The organism is Acinetobacter sp. TSRC1-2 (assembly GCF_049895885.1).
Lineage (GTDB): Bacteria > Pseudomonadota > Gammaproteobacteria > Pseudomonadales > Moraxellaceae > Acinetobacter.
Map to the genome: position 1 here is coordinate 1 of NZ_JAFCTF010000005.1, position 23,656 is coordinate 23,656.

The 23,656-nt window shown below is 35.9% G+C and carries 21 protein-coding genes and 4 pseudogenes; 17 read left to right on the plus strand and 8 right to left on the minus strand.

All coding sequences use genetic code 11. The features are described 5' to 3' along the window. On the minus strand, positions 1 to 173 hold a 173-nt coding region (locus tag ACP69Y_RS06780), incomplete at its 3' end, for an FAD-dependent oxidoreductase (RefSeq protein ID WP_425917636.1). A gap of 388 nt (positions 174 to 561) precedes the next feature. On the opposite strand from ACP69Y_RS06780, the gene ACP69Y_RS06785 reads away from it, so the two are divergent. Next, positions 562 to 1,770, plus strand: coding sequence for an MFS transporter (locus ACP69Y_RS06785; protein ID WP_425917291.1), 1,209 nt, complete (start codon positions 562 to 564; stop codon positions 1,768 to 1,770). On the opposite strand, the gene ACP69Y_RS06790 is transcribed toward ACP69Y_RS06785, so the two are convergent. Further along, entirely contained in the window at positions 1,733 to 2,638 is a 906-nt protein-coding gene (locus ACP69Y_RS06790) for a LysR family transcriptional regulator (protein ID WP_425917293.1), read from the minus strand. The genes ACP69Y_RS06785 and ACP69Y_RS06790 overlap by 38 nt on opposite strands. A 244-nt stretch (positions 2,639 to 2,882) precedes the next feature. On the opposite strand from ACP69Y_RS06790, the gene ACP69Y_RS06795 reads away from it, so the two are divergent. The 8 genes and pseudogenes from ACP69Y_RS06795 (at position 2,883) to ACP69Y_RS06830 (ending at position 8,075) form a co-directional block, all read left to right on the plus strand. Further along, the gene (locus ACP69Y_RS06795) at positions 2,883 to 3,377 is read left to right on the plus strand and encodes a cyclophilin-like fold protein (RefSeq protein ID WP_425917295.1); all 495 of its coding nucleotides are present in this window, start codon (positions 2,883 to 2,885) and stop codon (positions 3,375 to 3,377) included. A gap of 46 nt (positions 3,378 to 3,423) precedes the next feature. Next, on the plus strand, positions 3,424 to 4,494 hold the full coding sequence (locus tag ACP69Y_RS06800; RefSeq protein WP_425917297.1) for an alpha/beta hydrolase: 1,071 nt from the start codon (positions 3,424 to 3,426) through the stop codon (positions 4,492 to 4,494). Between the two features lie 77 nt (positions 4,495 to 4,571). Continuing rightward, on the plus strand, positions 4,572 to 5,693 hold the full coding sequence (locus ACP69Y_RS06805) for an MBL fold metallo-hydrolase (protein WP_425917299.1): 1,122 nt from the start codon (positions 4,572 to 4,574) through the stop codon (positions 5,691 to 5,693). A 26-nt stretch (positions 5,694 to 5,719) separates the two neighbouring features. Next, positions 5,720 to 6,113, plus strand: a pseudogene (locus ACP69Y_RS06810) (winged helix-turn-helix transcriptional regulator); the annotation flags it as partial. A gap of 37 nt (positions 6,114 to 6,150) precedes the next feature. Then, positions 6,151 to 6,312 carry a hypothetical protein gene (locus ACP69Y_RS06815; RefSeq protein ID WP_425917301.1) on the plus strand — a complete coding sequence of 54 codons (162 nt, stop codon included), beginning with the start codon at positions 6,151 to 6,153 and terminating at the stop codon, positions 6,310 to 6,312. Further along, positions 6,312 to 6,494: a hypothetical protein gene (locus ACP69Y_RS06820; RefSeq protein ID WP_425917303.1), complete on the plus strand. Its 183-nt coding sequence runs from the start codon at positions 6,312 to 6,314 to the stop codon at positions 6,492 to 6,494. The genes ACP69Y_RS06815 and ACP69Y_RS06820 overlap by 1 nt, the downstream gene beginning before the upstream one ends. 591 nt (positions 6,495 to 7,085) lie before the next feature. After that, positions 7,086 to 7,319 carry a VF530 family DNA-binding protein gene (locus ACP69Y_RS06825; RefSeq protein ID WP_131218144.1) on the plus strand — a complete coding sequence of 78 codons (234 nt, stop codon included), beginning with the start codon at positions 7,086 to 7,088 and terminating at the stop codon, positions 7,317 to 7,319. Positions 7,320 to 7,841: 522 nt separating this feature from the next. Further along, positions 7,842 to 8,075, plus strand: coding sequence for a VF530 family DNA-binding protein (locus tag ACP69Y_RS06830; RefSeq protein WP_425917305.1), 234 nt, complete (start codon positions 7,842 to 7,844; stop codon positions 8,073 to 8,075). Positions 8,076 to 8,895: 820 nt separating this feature from the next. Here the strand turns inward: ACP69Y_RS06830 and ACP69Y_RS06835 are convergent. Further along, positions 8,896 to 11,100: an OsmC domain/YcaO domain-containing protein gene (locus ACP69Y_RS06835; protein ID WP_425917306.1), complete on the minus strand. Its 2,205-nt coding sequence runs from the start codon at positions 11,098 to 11,100 to the stop codon at positions 8,896 to 8,898. A gap of 333 nt (positions 11,101 to 11,433) precedes the next feature. Beyond that, on the minus strand, positions 11,434 to 12,000 hold the full coding sequence (locus tag ACP69Y_RS06840) for a DUF4385 domain-containing protein (protein ID WP_425917308.1): 567 nt from the start codon (positions 11,998 to 12,000) through the stop codon (positions 11,434 to 11,436). A 51-nt stretch (positions 12,001 to 12,051) separates the two neighbouring features. On the opposite strand from ACP69Y_RS06840, the gene ACP69Y_RS06845 reads away from it, so the two are divergent. Next, entirely contained in the window at positions 12,052 to 12,219 is a 168-nt protein-coding gene (locus ACP69Y_RS06845) for a hypothetical protein (protein ID WP_425917310.1), read from the plus strand. A gap of 45 nt (positions 12,220 to 12,264) precedes the next feature. Here the strand turns inward: ACP69Y_RS06845 and ACP69Y_RS06850 are convergent, their stop codons facing one another. Beyond that, positions 12,265 to 12,480 (minus strand): cold-shock protein, encoded by a 216-nt coding sequence (locus tag ACP69Y_RS06850; RefSeq protein ID WP_425917312.1) that lies wholly within the window; start codon positions 12,478 to 12,480, stop codon positions 12,265 to 12,267. Positions 12,481 to 12,890: 410 nt separating this feature from the next. Between ACP69Y_RS06850 and ACP69Y_RS06855 the strand changes: the two are divergent. Next, positions 12,891 to 13,970: pseudogene (locus ACP69Y_RS06855) on the plus strand (zinc-binding metallopeptidase family protein). Between the two features lie 392 nt (positions 13,971 to 14,362). Here the strand turns inward: ACP69Y_RS06855 and ACP69Y_RS06860 are convergent. Continuing rightward, positions 14,363 to 14,649 (minus strand): annotated as a pseudogene (locus ACP69Y_RS06860) (biotin/lipoyl-containing protein); the annotation flags it as partial. Between the two features lie 199 nt (positions 14,650 to 14,848). Here ACP69Y_RS06860 and ACP69Y_RS06865 point away from each other — a divergent pair. Together ACP69Y_RS06865 and ACP69Y_RS06870 are read left to right on the plus strand one after the other, a co-directional pair. Beyond that, on the plus strand, positions 14,849 to 15,238 hold the full coding sequence (locus ACP69Y_RS06865) for a hypothetical protein (protein WP_425917314.1): 390 nt from the start codon (positions 14,849 to 14,851) through the stop codon (positions 15,236 to 15,238). Positions 15,239 to 15,538: 300 nt separating this feature from the next. Then, a complete protein-coding gene (locus ACP69Y_RS06870; RefSeq protein ID WP_425917316.1) occupies positions 15,539 to 15,988 on the plus strand; it encodes a universal stress protein in 450 nt (149 codons plus the stop codon). A 561-nt stretch (positions 15,989 to 16,549) separates the two neighbouring features. On the opposite strand, the pseudogene ACP69Y_RS06875 reads toward ACP69Y_RS06870, so the two are convergent. Then, a pseudogene (locus ACP69Y_RS06875) lies at positions 16,550 to 16,761 on the minus strand (IS5/IS1182 family transposase); the annotation flags it as partial. A 711-nt stretch (positions 16,762 to 17,472) separates the two neighbouring features. Here ACP69Y_RS06875 and ACP69Y_RS06880 point away from each other — a divergent pair. The 4 genes from ACP69Y_RS06880 to ACP69Y_RS06895 all read left to right on the plus strand — a co-directional run bounded on the left by ACP69Y_RS06880 (position 17,473) and on the right by ACP69Y_RS06895 (position 22,020). Next, positions 17,473 to 18,069: a hypothetical protein gene (locus ACP69Y_RS06880; RefSeq protein ID WP_425917318.1), complete on the plus strand. Its 597-nt coding sequence runs from the start codon at positions 17,473 to 17,475 to the stop codon at positions 18,067 to 18,069. Positions 18,070 to 18,154: 85 nt separating this feature from the next. Continuing rightward, entirely contained in the window at positions 18,155 to 18,703 is a 549-nt protein-coding gene (locus tag ACP69Y_RS06885) for a hypothetical protein (protein WP_425917320.1), read from the plus strand. Between the two features lie 1,047 nt (positions 18,704 to 19,750). Further along, entirely contained in the window at positions 19,751 to 20,599 is an 849-nt protein-coding gene (gene otsB, locus ACP69Y_RS06890) for a trehalose-phosphatase (protein WP_425917322.1), read from the plus strand. Then, complete coding sequence (locus tag ACP69Y_RS06895) at positions 20,587 to 22,020, plus strand: alpha,alpha-trehalose-phosphate synthase (UDP-forming) (RefSeq protein WP_425917324.1); 1,434 nt, start codon at positions 20,587 to 20,589, stop codon at positions 22,018 to 22,020. The genes otsB and ACP69Y_RS06895 overlap by 13 nt, the downstream gene beginning before the upstream one ends. A gap of 105 nt (positions 22,021 to 22,125) precedes the next feature. On the opposite strand, the gene ACP69Y_RS06900 is transcribed toward ACP69Y_RS06895, so the two are convergent. After that, positions 22,126 to 23,316, minus strand: a complete 1,191-nt coding sequence (locus tag ACP69Y_RS06900) for an MFS transporter (RefSeq protein WP_425917326.1) — start codon at positions 23,314 to 23,316, stop codon at positions 22,126 to 22,128. Positions 23,317 to 23,656: the final 340 nt, after the last annotated feature.

The window sequence follows — 23,656 nt, forward strand, 5'->3', positions numbered from 1 at the left end:
TGTGCACCGACTTCAGAGCCCTTTTCCACGACACAAACGGACAGATCGTTTAGATTGTTTTCAATTGCAAGTTGGCGAATTTTGATCGCTGCAGAAAGACCCGCAGGGCCTGCGCCTACGATAACGACGTCAAACTCCATCGATTCACGATCAATCTCATCTTCTGGAAACATGCCTATACCATCTGTTAACAAAATCTATGTGTAGATAAGTATAGTTAGACAATTAATAAGTAAATTGCTTAAAACTCATAAATGTAGAACATACAGGAATAAGAAAGTGAAAATAGTCCAAATAATAGACTAACTTTTTCTAAGAGAATTATGGTAGTTCAACACAAGCGCTAAAACATACTAATAAAAACTTGTGTATTCCAATTGATGAACGATATCTTTTTAGATAGTCAAAAAATTTAAATGCATCATCGAATTTTAAACATTCATGTATAGAACTCATAACTCTATTCGTATTTCAGAATCTAATCTATTTCTCCAATTTTTGTTAATCTGCTGACTTCTTCGAACACCTCAATGCTTTGTTATTCTCAAAGCGGGAAGTCATATGCCTATTTCTCCCAATCAAATTGATCCAGTCATGGCACCATCAAGCACTCCTTCTTGGGGAGCTGTCTGGGTGATGTCTTTGTGTTGTGCTGTTTTGATTGCTTCTGAATTTATGCCAGTCAGTTTACTTACTCCCATCGCCTTCGATTTAAATATGCGCGAAGGACAAGTCGGACAAGCGATTGCCATTTCAGGGATTTTTGCAGTGATGAGCAGTTTAACCATCAGCAAAATCACCAAACACTGGGATCGACGTCATGTGATTCTTGCTTTGACCATCCTGATGATTATTTCAGGCCTCTTGGTGACCTTGGCACACAATGCCGTATTATTTATGACTGGACGTGCCTTACTGGGGATTGTGATTGGTGGCTTTTGGGCCATCTCCACTGCAATTGTGATGCGATTGGTACCTTTTAACCATGTACCCAAAGCATTGGGACTTTTAAATGGTGGCAATGCTTTGGCCATGACTGTGGCTGCGCCGCTTGGAAGTTTTTTAGGTTCGATCATTGGCTGGCGTGGTGCCTTCTTTTGTATTGTGCCTATTGCAATCATGGCTTTGCTTTGGCAACTCAAAAGTATGCCATCTTTGCCAGCCTTGAATACGCAACAAAAATCTGGACATGCATTTTCACTGTTAAAAAGACCTGTTGTTCTTTTAGGCATGCTCGGTGTTTTGTTCTTATTTATGGGTCAATTTGCACTGTTTACTTATTTACGTCCATTCTTAGAAAATGTAACCATGGTCAATACCAATATGCTTTCAACTCTACTTCTAGTTTTGGGTCTGGCAGGATTGGTTGGAACCTTTGTGATTAGCCATATTTTACATGCCCATGTATATCGCTACCTGTTCTTTATTCCAATTGGCATGGCTCTGGTTGCAACAGCTCTTGTTTTTTTTGGGCATCAAATTTGGATCGTCGCTTTGTTGATGGCAATCTGGGGCTTTATTGGGACTTCAGCACCTGTGGCTTGGAATACATGGCTGACACGTACTTTGCCCCATGATGCAGAGTTAGGTGGGGGTTTAATGGTGGCCATTATACAACTGGCAATTACGTTGGGCGCGACACTCGGCGGAGTATTGTTTGACGCTCAAGGCTACCAGTCCACATTCATCTTTAGCGCGTCGATTCTAGTCTTAAGTGCGATATTTTCATTACTTACTTGGCGTCATCTGTTACACGTAAAGTATCAATAACCAGTTTTAAAGCGGGCGATTGCTGTCTTCTATGTGGATAATATAAATGATAGCCAGGAAATGTAATGCTGTAATCCTCCAGTACTTTAATTAAACGGCCTTGTTCCAAATCGTCTTGCACCATATCTTCAGGAATATAGGCCATTCCTAAGCCGAGTCGTACCGCATCCACACTGTGGTAAGACTCGTTAAAAACCCACTGCCCTTGTATTTTAATTTTAATCTCTAGACCATCTTTAACAAATTCCCACGCATAAATTCCGCCCTGTGTGGTGAGTCTAAAACCAATACATTGATGCTGGATCAATTCTTGCGGTATTTGTGGTATCCCATTTTTTTCAAAATATTCGGGTGTCGCGACCACCACCATATTGACATCTTGACCGATACGTACTGCAATCATTCCATCTGCAACGCGGCTACCAAAACGCACGCCCGCATCAAAACGTTCCGCCACAATATCCACCATGCCACTGTTTGCTGTTAATTCAACATGGACATCGGGATAAAGTAGACTCAATTTTTTGAGTTTAGGTAATAAAATTTGTCGGATGGCATGACTACTGGCATTAATTCTAATTGTACCTGCTGGGGTATCTCTCAATTTGGTCAACAGTGAAAGTTCATTGTCAATTTGGTCAAAATTGGGACTAATGGTTTTTCGTAACCGCTCACCCGCTTCAGTGACTGAAACACTCCGTGTGGTACGCGTGAGCAATAAAATTCCGAGTCGTTCTTCTAGTCCGCGAATGGTATGGCTTAATGCAGATTGGGACACCCCCAGTTTACCCGCAGCTTTAGTAAAGCTTCCTTCCCGAGTCACCATGAGAAAGGCATATAAATCATTATAATTTTCTTTGGTGATCATCCGTGTATTCCACTCAAGATTAAAGCCGGTCTACGTTTCAGTATATCGCTTAATCAAAGCGATTTTAGCTTAATTGATGAAATTTACTCATAAGTTTATGTCTGTTTTTTAGTCTAATCATTTTTCTTGAAAGCACTTACACTCAATTCATTGAAGTTCTTTGAGTTGCTATTTTAGATGCGTTAAAAACCGATTTAAAAGTATTCGAATCCTTCAGTTTAATGACATTGAGATGGTCTCAATCATGAATAAAACACAGTATTCCTTCGTTGTTTTTGGCTGTTTAACCTTGCTCTGTGTTCTTTTCAGTTTAACTGTAGTAAATGCCGAAGCCAAAAACCGAGTCGATCATCATTTGCAAAAGAAGCGTCTAAACATGAATATTCAAATTCAGATTGAAGGATCAAAACAGCCCGTTTCGGTGACCTTAATTGAGTCACCTACGACGCAAGATTTCATTCAACAACTGCCTCTAACTTTGACCTTAAAAGACTATGCAGCATCAGAAAAAATTACTCATCTTCCTCAAAAATTATCAACTCAAAGCGCACCTAAAGGCTATGCAGGTCAATCAGGTGATCTTACCTATTTCGCACCGTGGGGCAATCTTGCATTTTTCTATAAAGATTCCGATGTTGGATATGCCAACGGATTAATTTTTCTTGGAAAAATGGACATATTACCCAACGATTTTTCTCAAAAAGATGAGCTGAAGATTTTCATCAGCCAAGTGAAATAGAGCCTCAACTGTCCTTTTATCAATTTTATGTTTTTTGGAAATCATCATGCAACTTTTAACATTTACACAGAAACTTCGCGTTTCTACAGCGAGTACACTCTTAGTCGCAACCATCGGTCTATTTTCTATCCCCTCAACAATGGCAGCAGATATGTCAAATGGTGCGAATAACTTTTACCAAAGCACTCAAGTTACCATTCAAAAAGTGACCTTTAAAAACCAGTACAATATGAATATTGTAGGTAATTTAATCATTCCGAAAAATTTAAAGAAAAATAGCAAAGCACCTGCAATTGTGATCGGACATCCAATGGGTGCAGTAAAAGAGCAAAGTTCGATGCTGTATGCGCAAAAGTTGGCTGAACAAGGTTTTGTCACTTTGGCGATTGATCAATCTTTTTGGGGTGAAAGCGACGGACAAGCGCGTAATGTGGTTGCACCCGATATTTATGCAGAAGCGTTTAGTGCAGCGGTGGATTATTTAGGGACACGTGATTTTATTGATCGTAACCGAATTGGTGCTTTGGGTATTTGTGGAAGTGGTAGTTTCGTGATTAGCGCAGCTAAAATCGATCCACGTATGAAAGCAATTGCAACCGTCAGTATGTACGATATGGGTGCTGCAAACCGTAATGCCCTAAACCATTCTCAGACTTTAGCGCAGAGAAAAAAAATCATTGCAGATGCAGCAGAACAACGTTATGTTGAATTTACAGGTGGGAAAACTGAATATACCAGTGGCACAGTTCATGAATTAGCAGCAGATACGCATCCGATTCAACGTGAGTTTTTTGACTTTTATCGTACAGCACGCGGTAAATTTACCCCGAAAGGTGCCGACTCAAAAACGACCACACATCCTACGTTGACCAGTAATATGAAATTTATGAACTTCTATCCATTCAATGACATTGAAACCATTTCACCACGTCCAATGCTGTTTATTACTGGTGATCAGGCACATTCAAAAGAGTTTAGTGAAGAGGCATATAAACGTGCAGGACAATCGAAAGAATTGTATTACGTTAATGGCGCAGGCCATGTTGATTTGTATGACCGTACTGATCTAATTCCATTTGACAAATTGACTAATTTTTTTACTAAAAACTTAAAATAACCATTATTTTAGCCAAGTTGGGTAGACTCAAATCAACTTGGCTTTTTTTAATTGGAAGCCCAGGTTCTTGTACAACCATGATGCGAAAAAAATATAAAGTTACCCTTATTCTGATTGTAGTAGGTATAGGCATATTATTTACCGCCTGTACCACTTTAAATTGTCCACAATTTGGAAAGTTACCAGAACAGGTACGCTTGGAACGAATCCAGAAATCTCCTCATTATATTCATGATGAATTTACTTACCCTGTCGCAACACCAATGCTACGTGATGGAGAAAGCACCCTAAAAATCTTCTGGGATAATTTCTGGGAAGAGAAACAGCAGACTGTACCCCCACAAGCCATTCCAAGTGTTAAAACCAATTTACTGGCTTTAAATCCACAACAAGATGTGGTGATCTGGCTGGGACATTCTGCTTATTATATTCAGTTGGCAGGAAAGCGCATTCTGATTGATCCTGTACTCAGTGACTATGCTGCACCTTTTTCATTTTTAGTGAAAGCATTTAAGGGAACAACGCTTTATAAAGTTGAAGATATTCCTGAGATTGACTATCTACTGATTTCCCACGATCACTATGACCATCTGGATTATACGACGGTGATCCAGCTCAAGGATAAGGTTAAAAATGTAGTCGTACCGCTAGGTATTGGTTCACATTTTGAATACTGGGGTTATCCTTTATCAAAAATCCATGAAAATGACTGGTTTGATACCCTGAAAACTGATAATGGCTTAAACATTCATACTTTACCTGCCCGCCATTATTCAGGGCGTACCTTTGCCCGCAATAAAACCTTATGGGCAAGTTATGCTCTAATAACCCCGACCCATAAAATTTATTTTGGTGGTGACAGTGGCTATGGTCCACATTTTCAGCAGATTGCATCCCAATTAGGTGGCTTTGATCTAGTCATGCTGGATAGCGGACAATACGATCCTCGTTGGCCTCTCATTCACATGACACCCGAAGAGGCTGTACAGGCCGCAGTAGATTTAAAAGCCAAAACCATGATGCCAATGCACATTGGACGCTTTGCCCTTTCCACACATTCATGGAAGGAACCTTTTAAACGAGTAGCTCAGGCTAGTGATAACGCATCTTTGATTTTGCTCACACCAAAGATTGGGCAGCCCCTGTGGTTGGATGATGAATTTAATGACTTTCCACGCTGGTGGGAAAATATTGAATGACTTATCCCTTTATAGAGTAAATACAATGGAGCATGTTAATTTTACGAGATGCACATGCAGGTTTCTCACGATTTGATCAATTTCGTAAAAGTTTAGGCATTGCTCCCACAATGCTAACTAAACGTTTATCTATTTTAGTCGATGAAGGATTACTTGAAAAAAGACAATACTCAGAGCATCCTCCGCGTGAAGAATATGTACTAACCCAAGCAGGAAAAGATTTTTTACCTGTTTTATTTGTATTGGGGGCGAAAACATAAGCCTTGTGAACATCCAGAAAAAATGGTCACATTTTTGGATGCTGAAAATGGTACAAAAATTAAACCTATCATCATTGATCAAGTGACGGGAGAAAAAATAGGCACACGTGCGATTTACCAACTTAGACCTGATGATAGGATGAACCGACAGTTTTTTTAGGTCTACGCTCTCAAATCATTCACAAAGAAAATTATGTATGTCTGATGCGATGCGAGAAAACCACCCATTAGCCTCTAAAGAGTTAGATATTGATACATTCTGTTCATTCAACCCTGTCTTGATTTCATATGACGGAGATGGTTTTTCAAGGACAATAGATATAGCCTTAGAAAAAATTGAGAAAAAAGAAATGTCGTGATGTCAATTACAAGCTTTCTATTATTACCAGAAATCTTAAAAAATAGTGACTGGATTGCTGTTGCTCCACATCATTTGTTAGAAAAAAATTCTGGCATTATTTCGAAAAACCCTCCTATTGAAATTGACGGGTATAATAAATTAATGGCATGGCATGAGCGCACACATCATGACCCTTTATAGCGTTGGTTCAGAAATTTTCTTTTAGAAATATGTTCTTATTTGTTTCAATATGAAAATTCAAAGATGGTAACAAAAGGCTTATGCAAAAATTTAGTTATTCATAACCTAACCATGCGCATGTGGCTTTTAAGATGTATTTATCTCCCCAGAGCTCTTTGCCTTCATTTTTAGTGTGTAGCGATCGGTTATTTAAAACATATTTCATCTAAATTTTACTAATTTTAGCGCTAATTAATTAAAAATTATCTAGGTTCATGAACTAAGATTTTTACTTTTTTAAATCTTGATTCTTAAGCAACTAAATTTAAAAAATAAATTTTAAGATTGTTCTATGAACTAGACTTTAGGTGAACATAAGTTAAATAGCGTGTACCTGAAAGAGGCCGTTTTCTTGTAGCTTTTTAACGGTAGCATATATTAAAAAGCTTTCTTTGAATTATTAATTTTTTGAAATATTTTATGCATCAGCACTGTTGTAAATAGGAAGATAAGCTGTAATTTTCTATGTTAATTACGTTTAAATTCCAACCCTCTCATTTTCCAACTAGCTCAGGTTATAATAATAGCCTCCCAAAATATTGTTGATCTATTATGAACACCTCCAATGACCCTTTACACGGCAAAAAACTTGCTGACATTTTGGATGAATTATTGGATTACTACGGTGGCTTTGAAGGCTTAAATCGTAAAATTGAAATTAGATGTTTTTGCATAGATCCAAGTGTTAAATCATCATTGCGATTCTTACGTACCACACCATGGGCACGTGAAAAAGTAGAAAGCTTATATCTGTATGTCTTACGCCAAAAAGCCAAACAGAATTAGTAGCTATCAAAACCCTAGTCTCAGCATAATATTTTATACCAAATAGTAACCTAGACTTATTGAATAGCCAACGATTTTGTAGACACCTTTTAATTAGTGGTGGACTGCCACCACTCTCCCAGACAAATTTAGTCTATTCTTAAGACCTTTTTAGTAGGAAAATATGTATTCATAGCTAGGTTCATGAACCAAATATTTTATAATTTATGACTTTAGTGCTCTAAGTAATTAAATTTATTTTTTATTAAACATAAATTTAATTGTGAACTAGATTCTAGGTGAACATAAGTTAAATAGCGTGTACCTGAAAGAGGCCGTTTTCTTGTAGCTTTTTAACGGTAGCATATATTAAAAAGCTTTCTTTGAATTATTAATTTTTTGAAATATTTTATGCATCAGCACTGTTGTAAATAGGAAGATAAGCTGTAATTTTCTATGTTAATTACGTTTAAATTCCAACCCTCTCATTTTCCAACTAGCTCAGGTTATAATAATAGCCTCCCAAAATATTGTTGATCTATTATGAACACCTCCAATGACCCTTTACACGGCAAAAAACTTGCTGACATTTTGGATGAATTATTGGATTACTACGGTGGCTTTGAAGGCTTAAATCGTAAAATTGAAATTAGATGTTTTTACATAGATCCAAGTGTTAAATCATCATTGCGATTCTTACGTACCACACCATGGGCACGTGAAAAAGTAGAAAGCTTATATCTGTATGTCTTACGCCAAAAAGCCAAACAGAATTAGTAGCTATCAAAACCCTAGTCTCAGCATAATATTTTATACCAAATAGTAACCTAGACTTATTGAATAGCCAACGATTTTGTAGACACCTTTTAATTAGTGGTGGACTGCCACCACTCTCCCAGACAAATTTAGTCTATTCTTAAGACCTTTTTAGTAGGAAAATATGTATTCATAGCTAGGTTCATGAACCAAATATTTTATAATTTATGACTTTAGTGCTCTAAGTAATTAAATTTATTGTTTATTAAACATAAGTTTAATTGTGAACTAGATTCTAGGTGAACATAAGTTAATTAGAATATCTTTAAAGTTCATATCCTTTATTTAGGTCAACGATCTATCTTACGTTCACCAATATTTAGTTTAATTGATAATATGTCCTAGTAGTTAAATCTGATTTATAAGTCTTTCTGTTTTTAGCTACATGAATACTATGTCAGGATTCCTTACCTTAAGTTGATTCGAATCCGAGATGTCAAAGTTTAGCAATATAATAAGCTGATCTTATGGCTCTCGAATATTGATGAAAATTGAGTAAGTTAGCGAATATATAATTCGCTACAAAGGATTTTATACTGATCAGCATGTGTCAAGAAAGTTAAATAAAACATTGAAAAGTATAGGTAAAATCAAAATTTAGCTTAGCACGTTCAAAAAAAATCTATTTCAGTGATTTAATCCGTATATGCTTTTTTTATGTACATATTCATATGCCACAAAATAAGCATTTAGGATAGCATTTCTTCAATGTATTGATTTCCCATCAAAAGTATAGGAGCAACTGCGTAATATTCGTGATTGCTCCCTACCCTACATAATTTTATTTTGATACGGTTGCAAACTTCGAGCGTGCCGTATGGAGCTTTTTATAGCTTTCGACCAGACGTAAATGACGGTCTAAGCCTTCCAGTTTCATACTGGTTTCAGTTAAACCATGGAAGCGGATACTGCCATCCATCGAACCAATCACGGCATCCATACGTTCATCACCAAACATACGGCGGAAATTGGTTTCATAATCATTCAAATCCATGTCGTCATCCAGTTCAACTTCAAGAACGACATTCAGGCACTGGTAGAATAAACCACGTTCAACCGTATTGGTATTGTATTGCAGGAATTGCTCAACTAAATCTTTTGCTTCTTCAAATTGCTGTAAGGCAATATAAATTAGTAGCTTAAGTTCAAGAATAGTGAGCTGCCCCCAAACGGTATTGTCATCAAATTCAATACCAATTAAGGTCACGATATCCGTGTAATCATCAGACTCACATTCTTCCAAACGCTCCACCAAAGCTACAAGCTGCTCATCATCCAACCGGTGGATATTTAAGATATCTTCGCGGAATTGAAGTGCTTTATTGGTATTGTCCCAGATAAGATCTTCAACCAAATAGATTTCAGAATAACCCGGCACCACGATACGGCAAGCAGTTGCACCTAAATGCTCATACACTGCCATGTAGACCTCTTTGCCCATCTCTTCTAGAATGCCAAACATGGTTGCAGCTTCATCGCTATTAGAATTTTCACCCTCAGAAGTGAAATCCCATTCGACAAATTCATAATCAGATTTTGAGCTAAAGAAACGCCAAGACACCAGACCGCTTGAATCGATAAAGTGCTCTACGAAGTTATTCGGTTCAGTGACTGCATTGCTGCTAAAGGTTGGTTTTGGTAGATCATTTAGACCTTCAAAACTACGACCTTGCAATAGCTCAGTCAAACTACGCTCTAAGGCGACCTCTAGCTTCGGATGTGCACCAAATGATGCAAAAACACCGCCAGTACGTGGATTCATCAGTGTTACGCACATCACTGGATATTTCCCACCCAAAGACGCATCCTTGACCAAGACCGGGAAGCCTTGTTCTTCCAAAGCTTTGATACCTGCCACAATGCCTGGATATTTCGACAATACATCTTCTGGTACATCGGGAAGTGCAATCTCGCCTTCTAAAATTTCACGTTTCACCGCACGTTCAAAAATTTCAGATAAACACTGCACTTGCGCTTCAGCCAAAGTATTTCCGGCACTCATACCGTTACTTAAATATAAGTTTTCAATCAGGTTCGATGGGAAATAAACCACTTCCCCATCAGAATGACGCACAAATGGTAATGAACAAATACCACGCTCGGTATTGCCTGAGTTGGTGTCGTACAAATGTGAACCCAGCAATTCATCTTCAGGATTGTAAATCTCTAAAGTATATTCATCCAAAATTTCTTTAGGCAATTCGTCATTCGGGCCTGGCTTGAACCATTTTTCATCTGGGTAATGTACAAATTCAGCATTGGCAATATCTTGACCCCAAAACTGATCATTATAGAAAAAGTTACAGTTTAGACGTTCAATGAACTCCCCCAATGCCGACGCCAAAGCACTTTCTTTGGTTGAACCCTTACCGTTGGTAAAGCACATTGGCGATTGCGCATCACGAATATGTAAAGACCACACATTCGGTACAATATTACGCCATGATGCAATTTCAATCTTCATGCCCAGACCGGCCAAAATACCTGACATATTGGCAATGGTTTCTTCCAAGGGCAGATCTTTACCGGGAATAAAGGTGCTGCTTTCTGCGGTCAGACTTGGCATTAACAAAGCTTGTGCATCTGCATCAATACTTTCCACTTCTTCAATAATAAATTCAGGACCCGTTTGGATCACTTTTTTAACCGTACAGCGGTCGATTGAACGCAAAATACCTTGGCGGTCTTTTTCTGAAATATCCGAAGGTAATTCCACCTGAATTTTAAAAATCTGTTTGTAGCGGTTTTCTGGATCTACGATGTTGTTTTGCGATAGACGAATATTATCGGTCGGGATATCACGTGCTGCACAATACACCTTTACAAAGTAGGCTGCACATAAAGCAGAAGATGCAAGAAAATAGTCGAAGGGTCCCGGTGCCGAACCATCCCCTTTATAACGAATTGGTTGGTCGGCAATTACCGAAAAATCATCGAACTTGGCTTCTTGTCGAAGGTTGTCGAGATAATTAACCTTAATTTCCATGCTGGCACCTAACTATTCTTATATGTCACTGTGGACCCATAAGATTCTAAATATTAAAACATAAGCCGAATCACGGGAAAGAAATTGACTTAAAAAAGAGAGTAACTAGCATCATCCGTTTAGTGATCACACCAAACATCTGACATTTGCAATAATGGGCGATATTATAGAGGGATTTGGTTTAATTGATAACTTTTGTCTGGCTTTGCAGCATATTTATGAAAAATAATTAAAATAAGAACAATTTATACAAACGCATATAAGTTTAAAAATATAGGGGATGCAAATACAATTAAATTCCTGATAGCGATTTATCATGAGCTTTAGGCCCTATTACAGCTTAGGTCCGGCTATTTTTTTATCAATAAACGCATTAAATCTATCTTTTAATTCAAGATAAGTGGGATTTAACTTGGCTTCATCCCATTTGTTCTTAAAAATTTGTGCTGCCGCCGCTTTAACAGGGTCTTCTGCACTACGCGCTAACTCTGGACGACCATGTGCCCCACTCAAGCCTTTTTTGTCTTCAGGAACTGAACCTTTATATTTTTTACCGCCTTTATGGTTGGCATAGCGACGTGCTCGGGTATAGCCCATTTGTAAAAATTTTCTGGCCATATCCGCACCAATAAAGTCATTCTGCTCTAAATACTCTAAAAATAAAGCATAAATCTTTTCGCTACTTTGTGTAGCTTTAACTTCATCGGCAAATTGCCAATAAGGCAGTATTTCTGATTTATACGGTTCTACCAGAAGTACTCCTTGTTCACCGCGGCCAATACGATACAGTTCGGGTCTTTTTCTAAAATTAATTTTTTTAAAATCCAAAGAATAATCAAAACTTTTTGAAAAAACGCGTGATTCTCGCTTAGGGATATTTTGTTGTTGATCTGGATTCATTAGAGTCTCCATGAGCATTGCGCAGGAACTTGAACGCATATGTAGAGCATCATGGCGGATTTGATTGAGAATTTGCAGCTGATTTTTGCAATCAGTTTGTTATTGTTATTAAATAAAGCTGCCACTGCCTTGTTGAATGTATTAAATACCTTATATATAGACATAAAAAAAGCCGAGAGTCTCGGCTTTTTTGGCATACAAAAAGAAAATAATGAGTAATTTACATTACTTTTAATTCATCTAATTTTTGTATATTAATATCTTTTAGATAGCAATGATATTCACTGCATTTGGGCCTTTTTGACCTTGTGCAACGCTGAATTCTACTTGCTGACCTTCCATTAAGGTTTTGAAGCCTGAACTAGCGATTTCGCTGAAATGAGCAAAAACATCTGGACCGTTTTCTTGTTGAATAAAACCAAAACCTTTAGTTTCGTTGAACCACTTTACAGTACCTTTAACAACATTTGAGTTTGACATAATAAATCCTATTGATTTTTAATAATTTTAGCCAATTTAATGACTATTCATAACTTGGAAAATAATAAAGAATGAAACTTAAAATCTGAAAAACGAAGGATTATGACTAAAACTGCGATACTTAAAGAAGATTTACCGAAACAAGACTTTTTTTCTAGTTGAGCTAATAATACATGAATTAAATTAATATTCAAGTTTTTTTATATTTATTATTTATTTTTATGATAAATAAATATATATGCTTAAGAATTAACAACTTGTATAAGGATCATTAATGTAAAATTTAACTATAAAACTAAAATATAGTGTAAGTATTTAAATTATATTAATTATTTTTTTATTTAGGCAATTTAAACACCTTCTCGATTAATCCTTAAAAAGGGACTTTATGATAAAAAATCGTACCTGTTATGAAGTATTTTGCGTGTGCTAGCTGTAATAATCAGGTGTTTTTTGCAAATTCAATGTGCGTCAACTGTCAAACCGTATTGGGCTATGTTGCTTCTGAAAAAGATATGGGTAGTTTTCAGCAAGAGTCTGATCAGCTCTGGTTTGCGTTGAATCCCTGTTTTCAGCAGCAACGCTTTAAGCCTTGCTATAACTATACGAATTATCAGGTTTGCAACTGGATGCTACCAGCGGACAGTGAGGAGGTTTACTGTGAATCCTGTCCAGTTAACTCAAATGCTTCCAGATCTAGATATTCCGGAAAATGTTATTTATTGGGGGCGCATCGAGCATGCAAAACGGCGTTTCCTGTATCTGATGCAGCGGCTGAACATTATGCCTCGCCCTAAAACTTCCCTAGATGACCGTTATGGTTTGTGGTTTAATTTTAAAATTTCGGTAGACGGGCAGCCGGTGCTGACAGGTCATGCTAATGGCATTATTACATTAAATGTTAGTGAAGCGGATGTCGTTTACCGTGAAACTACGCGCATTAAGATGGGCGAAAACTACCGGACACTTTTAGGGCACTTCCGCCACGAAAGCGGACATTATTATTTTGATGTCATGCAACATTTGCATCCAAAAGTGATTGATGAGTTTCGCGCTTTGTTTGGCGATGAACGTCAGAATTATGGCGAAGCATTAAAGCAGCATTATGAACAAGGTTCGCCGGCTAACTGGCCAGAGATTTTGTCAGTTCCTATGCCAGTACGCATCCCTGGGAAGACTGGGCTGAAACCTGGGTACATTATCAGCATATGATGGACACGCTGGAAACAGCATACTACGCTGGCCTTGTGGTAAAAACTAACAAGCCTGACCTATCCAATATGGAATTTATAGAAAACCCGATTGGTGCAAAGGATTTTGAAAAGATTTTGCGGAACTGGATGACGGTAACATTTAACCTCAATGCTTTAAACCGCAGCATGGGTGTGGAAGATGCTTATCCATTTACCCTGTCGAATGTAGTACTAGATAAATTCAGATTTATACATCAGCATGTGCTGAATAAAGTGTTAAAAAATACTGCGCCTTAATTTTTTTTACTATAAATAAAAACTGAAATTATTAAAGAATATTTACCATAAATTTAAATTTTTAGATCAATATACTAATGCTAAATTAGCCTCTAAATTTAGAGGCTTTTTTATGTCAGAACAACTATATTATTAGACAGAAAATTTAAAAGACTATAGTTCTGATAATGATTCAGAGCATGATGAAATTATAGAAATCAATTAGTTTAGGGTTTGTCAGCACATAATATAAATCAAATAATTTACCTCAACTCAAACATCAAACATCAAACAAATACTGGAAAAATATACTAAAATTCGAAATAATTTAGATGCCTATCAGTCATTTGACTTAATATATTGTAATCATTTATTTACAAAGGGCTATCCTGATTAGTAGCCTTTTCTGTATGTTAATGAGCAACTAGCGCAAGCGTAAAAAATACCTGCCCTGTTTTACCGTTTTCACTTTCTCAATAGTAATGGCATTGATATGCATACGCTTAGGGGTAATAATTGGAATCTCAAATTCCATGGTTTGAATCACGGCTAAGGTCGCACCTTCTGCCACAATATCCCCCGAAGCATATTTAATCTTTCGGATTGAACCCGGCATATGAGATTCCACTGCACAGCCATCTTAAAGAATCGCAACGGCTTCACCCTCGTCCACCGCATCAAGGCTTTCAGTCATATACTTAGAGCCAAAAATGATGCATTTAAGATAGGAGTTAAAATGCTTAGACCATAATTAATCAATTTCTAGAGCTATTGTTTTTTTATTACTTTCTCTTCTCTCGATCTGAATAAAATTTTGATTCATCTGATTGTCTAATGTTGTAGTTGTGTAAATTTGGACTCTATGATTAGATCATTAAAAAACAATAAGGAATAAAAAAATGAAATTCAATTTACTTATTATTTGTATGGTTGTGACTTATAATTTTGCTTATGCTGCACAATGCTTATCAGCAAGTGAATTAAAAGAGTTAAATAATATTTATAAAAATTCAAGTCAATTTTATGGTCATGTCAAACTTGATTGCCAATCTACGAATGAAATAGTTCAAAAAAACTGTGCTTCTTCCGAACATAAAAAAATATTAGAAATCTATCTTCGGACTGCAATCTATGATTATGAAAATACTCACGGAGAAACATTAACTGGTAAACCCTACAAACGTGAATATCATTCTGCTTTCAAAGAAGTCACTAACAGTTTTGATAATTGTGCCGATTTAATAAAATCTTTGAAATATTTCCTGGCTACTTCTATATGGTCGGATTGATTAGCATCTAAAGCGTTTTCCTAAATAATCGAGTTTTTTGCTTGTATTCACGTCCTCCCGTTTGTAGATCATGATTTTATTCGTTTTGGATGAAATGGAATAAATAGTTACTGGTAATGAGTACTGATAGTTAATCAGGTAGGTTGAAGTGCCGGCACTATGGGAACTACGAACTCAAATGCTTCCGCAAGATAAGAGAAGTATTAGCTAAAAGATAGATTTTTATCCTTTTTTATCACTGTACTCCAGTTATGCTAATCTTTGGGTAGATAACGAATCTTGAAACAACAGGAAAGTATCATGAATTACCAACACATCTTAGTCGCTGTTGATGATTCTCCTATTGCCATTGCAGCAGCTGATCAGACCATCATTTTAGCCAAAGCATTGGGAAGTAAGGTCACCATAGCAAGCGTTGTCGTGATAGATCCTTTAACCAGTGTGAGTTTTTATAAAACTGTACCTGGAATAACGGATTATTATATGGAAGCAAAAGCTCATGCTAAAAACATTTTGGCCGAGTTAGGGCTAAAATTTACCAATCTAGGTATTGAAACCAATACCAAACTTCTCAGCGGTCAATCACCCAGTGAGGTCATCGCCAAAATTGCTGATGAATTAAATGTTGATTTAATCGTCGTCGGTTCCCATGGGCGTACAGGTTTGAAAAAAACTTTTATCGGCAGTATTGCGCAAGAGATTCTGACCTCAAGCCATGTACCAGTACTCGTGGTAAAACACACAAAATAATTGGGAATGAACAATAAATTAGTCCACTAAAAAGTGGACTAATTTATTATATAAAAGTAGGATTGATTCATCTTTCATAGTGGTAACTAAATAAAGATAGAACCAAAGTAATAGAGCTTTTTAATATTGATAAAGATCATCACCACTTGCTGCGATTTCTCTAAAATATTTAAGTCTTACAAAAAATAGTTTTAACTAAGTTTATGATTTTTTATAAATATCTATCCATGTAATCATTATTTGACTTGGTGTTGGATTGTTTTGGAACATTACCCGAGTACAAGTGTTACTTTTGCGGAATTCCGTTCCTTATATTTAGTAGGTCAGATTCAAGCCCTGCCTAGAGGTGAAAAGAACCTTGGCAGATTGACTACTGCATCAGTCCGATACATGAATTTTAGTGTTTAAATCCTTTTTAATACGTCCAATCATCTACTCTCTTTTCCGGCATTGTGCTGATGAGCGCGAACAATGGTTAAGTCAAGCATGGTATATTCTTTGTAACTGTCATTTGCCAGCACTTCAAAACTCTTCCCCCACTTCTATTTCAGAGCAAACGCTAAAGCGAGTAGGCATTACTCTAAAAACAACCCGTGCTATTGAGTTTCGCCACGGAATATTTGAACGAGATGAGCACCATGGCTGCGTAAGAGTACTGCCTCAACAAATAACCGGTTATCTTTGGTGGTTAGCTCATTAGCACCCGTTCCTCCAGGTAACAGATCCTTAATTAGTTCCCATTGATGTTTTCTAAATGCATAACGTTTAGTCATGAAAAAAATAAGAACATGTGAGGTTTTTTCAAGTTAATTGATGACAGTTTCTAAGTAAATATAAGATAAATAGAATATCCAAGACTATGGCTTACTTAAACAACTATAGAACAAATCTGCATACAAAATATCAATCAAGTAAGTTATAGAAAATCTAAATTTAATTTAATTCCTTAAAATTCATGAAGAAGCCGTAAAAATACTATTATTCAACTAGTCTACCTTTGAAATTTAATGTCATAACAATTTTGATGCTTATTAATTAAAATACTGCACTTATTATGATCACACATTCAATGTATGAGAAGAAAATAGAACATTTACGAAACGAATTTCTCTTTGAAATAAAACGCTAACAATTCAAGCGTAAACTATAACGAAAAATAGGTGGTTACATTAAATAAATAGTTAAAAACGTATTACTCAGAACAAAAAATAGAATTTAGAAAAATGAGTCCAAAGATATTCTGGAGGTGCTTAATAATTTTGAAGTTGTTGCAAACAAGATGGAATTTACTACAAAAGCAATAAAAATTCATACTTTTGGGGTCAATTCTTAAACTGCATATGATAATGATTCAGCATCCCCTCTTTATCACCTCAACAAAAAGAGTGAAGCAATTGAAACTATTATCTAAATGTCGTGAATTTTGAATAATGTGAAACCGCACTGAGCGATGATAAAGCAACGATTGAACAGAAGGTAAAATAGTGAAAATTAATGATTTTAATAAAATTTTTCAAGCGACCGAACAGCTAAGTATAGAAGAGTCCAATTTAAACGGTTTGTTAAAGGAAGTTCCGAAAGTTGACGAGAGCAATAAAATTGCTTTTATCATGGATGGAAATAAGGAAGCGAGTCTAGACACACTAAAGAAGTCAGCAAAAATCAACAATGAGTATGATCCAGTTTCATATCATGCCGGTAAGATGGTTTTCAAAAAACCTAATTATGAACAGGCTGTTTTGGATTTGCTGAGTATTGATAACGAGACTCAAAAAATTTTTAAAAAAGCAAAGTTTGAAGGTTTTGTGATTGGCTTTTGGCATGAGGACAAATTTGCCTTCGCTAATATTTCCAAAGAGATGGATAAATCTGGAAAAACCCATGCGAATACCCACTTCTATGACTCACCTCGCTACGCCACTTGTATGTTAGATCTTTCCGAAGTTGCCGAACAGCTTATACATATTCAAAGTGTATCTAATGAACGCACATTTCAAATTTTCGTCCTGTATTTAGGCGAGACAAAATCTGGGGAAATCTATTTACCACTTCCCTTGTATTTTGAGGAAATGTTCGCTTAAAAGCAGGACGTTTAAGGTTGGAAAATCGTGTTTTCCAGCTTGTTTTTAATAAATTCTAAAAATATATTATTTCAAAAGGTATGATATGAACGACATTCAAGCAAAACGCAACCTATTAGAAACAGTCGACAAGTTAGTTCGTAAACCAACAACAATAAGCGAATTGGATTTGGTCAACATCTTCGTCCACTTAGGCTCAATTCTGAAAGAATCTTTTGCTGACCCTATGGAGATCACACCCATCTTTTCAGGTCGCAAATCTATAGTGCCAACTAAGCTTGGGGAATTAACTGCAGATCAAAAGGAGACTGAACGTCAAATGTTCATTCGCTTTCTCAAATTCCAACCTCATGTTTTAAATATTGGCTATAATACAGAGACACAACAGTTTCTCCTGAAAGAAGATCAGGCAGCATGGGATGCTTGGTTGTATCGTGCAATGATTGCACACAACCTTCTTCAATCAAATGAAGTACCAAAAGATCAGCTAGAGCGCTTTAATACACACTATAAGAAAACGCCAAAAGGTTATAAAATTACTGAGACGGTAATGAGTTTTTGGAATCGTGATTGTCAGCGTTTTATGATTGATGAAATTCAAAATGAATTTGAAACTTGGTCAAAGGCAAGTTAATACAATAAATAATCAGACGTTTCAAAGATAAACCCAGGAAAAAAATAAGTAATTCTTCTAGGGCAATCAATTTATGTTGTTCCGACAATTAGAAAGGGATTCGATATTTTAGGGCTTACATTTATTTATAATGCTTATATAGACATAAGACCAATTCCTCCTTGTCTACTGAATTAAATCAAAGAAGAAATATATTGCATGATGATGGCTAGGTTCCATCATCATGCAATTTACTATCTCAGTTTACTAAAAAATATCACAAGATCTTTACAGGATATCAAACGCTTTTATAAAATTGCTCAGGATGTCGCATAGGGGAAAAGGCTTTTCCTGCAGAATCAAAATATATCTTGAGTTTCTTATTTTGGCTCTTCAAAAGTAAAGTAGAGATAATATCCACGCAAAGGTATAAAACTGAATCAATCAAATGAGTTAGTACTGATTTTAAAAAATCTAATATTGAACATTTTCTGACGCATAGAGGTACAATTTATCTAATAATTTCAAGATAATAAATATTGGTTATTTAAGTAATACCTTCAACTAATCAGACTTGGTTTTCCCACACTTACGGCATTCAATATTCTCGAAATATTCATAAGTATGTAAGCAAAGTAATTCACGCAAAAGTTGAAACATAGTATTGATCTCCCATAGCAAAAAAGTAGTATCCAAATTGGGTATTACTATGTGTGGACCATATATTTATATGAGGGCATGACATCAAAGTTAAAGATTTTAAGTTCAAAATATTGTCTATTCTTGCTTTAAAACTCACCAGCATTTTTATCCATAAAATACTCCCATAAATAAATAGATTAACTTTGACTATGTATTAATCAAAAGGTTTTTTTATATAAAAATGCATAAATTATGTTGATAAATAATGTAAGCACATGTAAGTAAAAACAAAAAAATAACATGGTTAAAATAAGAAGAAAATATGTAATTTTTAATTAATTTATGTAGGTTTAATAATAAATTACGTCATTAATCAAGTTTTTAGTGCTATTAGTGATTAACCATAATAAGTAGTAGATATAAAACATGCATAATGCTACACGCCAATTTTTAAATAAAGAATCTTATTCTCAGAACTTATTATCTGTTATTAGCTATTATTTTTCTAAAGAAAAACAATGCTGTTTATTTCTTGATGTTGATGGAACTCTTTCCGAATTTCATATAGATCCTTTAAAAAGTTTTATTCCTAAAACGACCTTACGAATATTGCAACAACTCAAGGATTTAGATATTCCTGTGATTGCTATAACCGGACGTTCTGTACAGGTAGCCTCACAGTTATTCTCTCCTCTGCAGTTACCAATTGCGGGAACGCATGGGTTAGAAATACACATGCAACCATTTGGGAATTTAAATACAGATCTTAATAAAGATCATATTGCTTTGATCCAGCAAGATACTCAAAAGGCTTGCCTTCCCTATCCTGAATTGTTGATTGAAAATAAAGATTATTCAGTGGCTATTCACTACCGGCAATACCCAAAAATGGCTGAAATTGCAAAAAAAATTGCACATGATATCCAGCGTAGACATTCAGAATTTAAAATTAATGAAGGTAAATATGTATTTGAATTATTACCTATAGCGGCTGATAAAGGACAGGCAATTCAGAAGATATTAAATCATTTAAATTTTACCAATGTTTTACCTATTTTTATTGGTGATGACAAAACCGATGAATCCGGTTTTAAAGTAGTAAATCACTATCATGGTATCAGTATAAAAGTTGGAGAGGAGGAAACAGAAGCATGCTATCGCCTTAAAAATGTTGCAGATGTTGCTAATTTTCTTGACTTATTTTCAAAATTCTTCAAAACACATTTTTCAAGCCACTCTGAAGTATCGAATGGAGAAAAAGCATGTCTAAATTAATCGTATTATCAAATCGTGTAAATTTACCCAATCCAGAAAAATCAACAGCCGGTGGCTTGGCAGTTGCTTTGCAAGACGCGCTACAAGACATTGGAGGCATTTGGTTGGGGTGGAATGGTGAAAAAATTGAAAATCACCAGAATCCACATTTTAGCCAAGCTGAGTATCATGGCGTAGAATACATGACCTGCCCTTTAACTGAAGAACAATATAAGGGCTATTATTGTGGCTTTGCAAATAATACGCTTTGGCCAGCCATGCATGATCGTGATGATCTAATTCAGTATAAATCAGAAGAATTTGAAACCTATCAAGAAGTTAATCGCTTGTTTGCCCATCAACTTTCTAAAATTGCTCAACCAGATGACGTAATTTGGGTACATGATTATCATTTTTTAAGTGTGGCTCGTTATTGCCGTGAATTGGATATGCAAAATAGGATTGGCTTCTTTTTACATATTCCTTTTGCCGGTTTAAAGATCTGGGATCTAATTCCTACTGCTCAGTCATTGATTCAAGATCTTTGCCAGTACGATGTGGTCGGTTTACAAACTGAACATGACCAAAAACAATGTATGGAAATATGTCATCATTTCTTAGCTTCTCAAGTTATTAATAGCCATTTATTAAGCTATAACAATCGCCAGATCACTATTCAATGCTATCCAATTGGAGTTAATCCCGAACTTATACAACAAGTTGCTCAGCAAGCAACAGAGATTTCTCACCCTGTATTTGAATTTGAAGATTTAACTGATCAAAAAACCATTATTAGTGTTGACCGTATCGACTATTCCAAAGGATTAATAGAGCGTTTTAATGCTTATGAAGAGTTTTTAAAAAACAATCCTGAATATCACAAAAATATTACTGATCTACAAATTGCATGTCCATGCCGCATGGAGATTTCAGCCTATAAAAATCTGTATGACCATTTAAGATCCAAAATTGATTTTATTAATCAGGAGTTTTCGAAAGATGACTGGTCACCTATCAATTGTACTCATGAAACTGTTTCGCATGATGAGCTCATGAAAATTTATCGACAAGCCAATATTTGTTGGGTTAACTCATTGCGCGATGGAATGAATTTGGTAGCAAAAGAATTTGTTGCCGCCCAAAATTCAGAGGATCCGGGTGTTTTAATCCTTTCAAAATATGCAGGTGCAGCAGAACAAATGTCTGAAGCAATTATTGTGGATCCAGAAGATCGTAGCAGCATGATTAAGGGTTTAAAAAAGGCTTTAACTATGTCCAAGGCAGAACGTCTGGACCGCTATAAACACTTAATGAAGGGACTACAGCGTTTTAATATTAATGACTGGCGGAATGCTTTTCTAGAGGATTTAAGACGAGCTGAAGTACTTAAGATTTTTACCCCCCCGCTTCGCAAAACCTATAATCGAGTTGTTCCGTATTAAGGATATGCATTAGATAAATTGCATATTTTTCAATATAAAAAACCGGTACATCAATTGATCTACCGGTTTTTTATATATCTTAAATAAGCATTTAAAGCAGGCGAATTAAGAGACTTTAATTTGAGTAAATTGATTCAAAAATGCAATCAGCATCAGCAAGGCGGCAATCATCCCAAAAACAACAGTTAACCCTATCATTTCACTGGCCATTCCAACCAAAGCAGGACCTAATAATGATCCACTATAAGCCATAGTAGAAACACATGATAATGCGGCTGCTTTAGGCATGATATTCTGCCGTCCTACTCGCGAAAACATCACCGGTACAATATTAGAGCATCCTAGCCCAAGTAGGCTATAACCTAATAAAACAATCATCCAATGTGGTGCCATAACTACAGTGAAAAGACCAATCGATGCACAAATTGCACTGTAAACAATGATATTTTTTTCACCCAATATTCTTTGTAAGTAATGGCCCGCAAAACGTCCAGCAGTCATTGCGATAGCAAAAAATGTATAAGCTAGCCCAGCAAATGCCGGCTTTAGTCCATACTCACTTACTAAGTAAATACCACTCCAGTCCATAGCTGAACCTTCTGAAAGAAAAGCAATAAAGCAGACTAAACCAACCAATATAATGAACGGACCTGGTAATTTTTTGGACTTAGTCTCCAGTTCAACCGGATCTATTTTTTTGTCATTTTCAATTTTAGATAGACTATTCGGCACCGCAATTAAACTGATGATCATCAGTAAAGTGCAAATAGCCAGAGCACTCATTAACGGTGTTACCCCCATTGCCAGTAAAGCTGTCACCGTCATTACTCCAGCCAAGCCTCCTAAACTACACATACCATGGAACTGAGACATCATACTTTTAGCACTGTTTTTTTCTACAATTACAGCTTGTAAATTAATAGTAACGCCTAAACTACCTGCAGCTGTACCAAATAAGAACAATGCTACAGACATGAAGATGATGCTGCTACTCAAAGCAAAAGTCGGTAAAACGAGTAATAATATTAAAATTGCTACCGAGATAATCACACGACAGCCCACTTTCTGAATTAATAAACCTGTTGCAGGCATAGCAATCATGGAACCTAACCCTATACTCAGCAACAAAGTGCCAAAGTCAGCATGATTAAGATGAAGTCTTTGCTGAGCATAAGGAATAAGAGGTGCCCAAGCGGCAGTACTTAATCCGAGAGTGAAAAAACAAAGTAATGTAGATAGACGCTGCGCACTATGTTGCGTTGCATGGTCTAGATGTACTGTTTTGGAAGAAAACATGTGTGAGCCACCACGATAAGAAAGTTCTGGGCATCCAAATCCAAAATAATTCCATAGAAAAACCCCTGTAGATTTATTGGAAACCAATAAATGTACAGGGGTTAAATTTGGCGAAATTATACACAAAATAACTATAAATAAATTGCCTTTTTCAATTATTTAAAAACTGTTTTGTAACTGTTTCAAGGTACATAAAGTACGCTTAAGAAATGTTATAAATAAGCTATTAAAATTATAGATTATTTAATTGGCATACAAGCAATAGAACTCATTTTTATAATAGATGGAGTGATCTCGACTGGATGAAAATGTACATCAAAAATTATAATTGAAGCAGAAA

Excerpts from the sequence above, each read along its gene's own strand:
- ACP69Y_RS06785 (WP_425917291.1), top strand. The coding sequence starts at position 562 with ATGCCTATTTCTCCCAATCAAATTGATCCAGTCATGGCACCATCAAGC.
- ACP69Y_RS06790 (WP_425917293.1), bottom strand. The coding sequence starts at position 2,638 with ATGATCACCAAAGAAAATTATAATGATTTATATGCCTTTCTCATGGTG.
- ACP69Y_RS06795 (WP_425917295.1), top strand. The coding sequence starts at position 2,883 with ATGAATAAAACACAGTATTCCTTCGTTGTTTTTGGCTGTTTAACCTTG.
- ACP69Y_RS06800 (WP_425917297.1), top strand. The coding sequence starts at position 3,424 with ATGCAACTTTTAACATTTACACAGAAACTTCGCGTTTCTACAGCGAGT.
- ACP69Y_RS06805 (WP_425917299.1), top strand. The coding sequence starts at position 4,572 with ATGATGCGAAAAAAATATAAAGTTACCCTTATTCTGATTGTAGTAGGT.
- ACP69Y_RS06815 (WP_425917301.1), top strand. The coding sequence starts at position 6,151 with ATGTCTGATGCGATGCGAGAAAACCACCCATTAGCCTCTAAAGAGTTA.
- ACP69Y_RS06820 (WP_425917303.1), top strand. The coding sequence starts at position 6,312 with ATGTCAATTACAAGCTTTCTATTATTACCAGAAATCTTAAAAAATAGT.
- ACP69Y_RS06825 (WP_131218144.1), top strand. The coding sequence starts at position 7,086 with ATGAACACCTCCAATGACCCTTTACACGGCAAAAAACTTGCTGACATT.
- ACP69Y_RS06830 (WP_425917305.1), top strand. The coding sequence starts at position 7,842 with ATGAACACCTCCAATGACCCTTTACACGGCAAAAAACTTGCTGACATT.
- ACP69Y_RS06835 (WP_425917306.1), bottom strand. The coding sequence starts at position 11,100 with ATGGAAATTAAGGTTAATTATCTCGACAACCTTCGACAAGAAGCCAAG.
- ACP69Y_RS06840 (WP_425917308.1), bottom strand. The coding sequence starts at position 12,000 with ATGAATCCAGATCAACAACAAAATATCCCTAAGCGAGAATCACGCGTT.
- ACP69Y_RS06845 (WP_425917310.1), top strand. The coding sequence starts at position 12,052 with ATGGCGGATTTGATTGAGAATTTGCAGCTGATTTTTGCAATCAGTTTG.
- ACP69Y_RS06850 (WP_425917312.1), bottom strand. The coding sequence starts at position 12,480 with ATGTCAAACTCAAATGTTGTTAAAGGTACTGTAAAGTGGTTCAACGAA.
- ACP69Y_RS06865 (WP_425917314.1), top strand. The coding sequence starts at position 14,849 with ATGAAATTCAATTTACTTATTATTTGTATGGTTGTGACTTATAATTTT.
- ACP69Y_RS06870 (WP_425917316.1), top strand. The coding sequence starts at position 15,539 with ATGAATTACCAACACATCTTAGTCGCTGTTGATGATTCTCCTATTGCC.
- ACP69Y_RS06885 (WP_425917320.1), top strand. The coding sequence starts at position 18,155 with ATGAACGACATTCAAGCAAAACGCAACCTATTAGAAACAGTCGACAAG.
- otsB (WP_425917322.1), top strand. The coding sequence starts at position 19,751 with ATGCATAATGCTACACGCCAATTTTTAAATAAAGAATCTTATTCTCAG.
- ACP69Y_RS06895 (WP_425917324.1), top strand. The coding sequence starts at position 20,587 with ATGTCTAAATTAATCGTATTATCAAATCGTGTAAATTTACCCAATCCA.
- ACP69Y_RS06900 (WP_425917326.1), bottom strand. The coding sequence starts at position 23,316 with ATGTTTTCTTCCAAAACAGTACATCTAGACCATGCAACGCAACATAGT.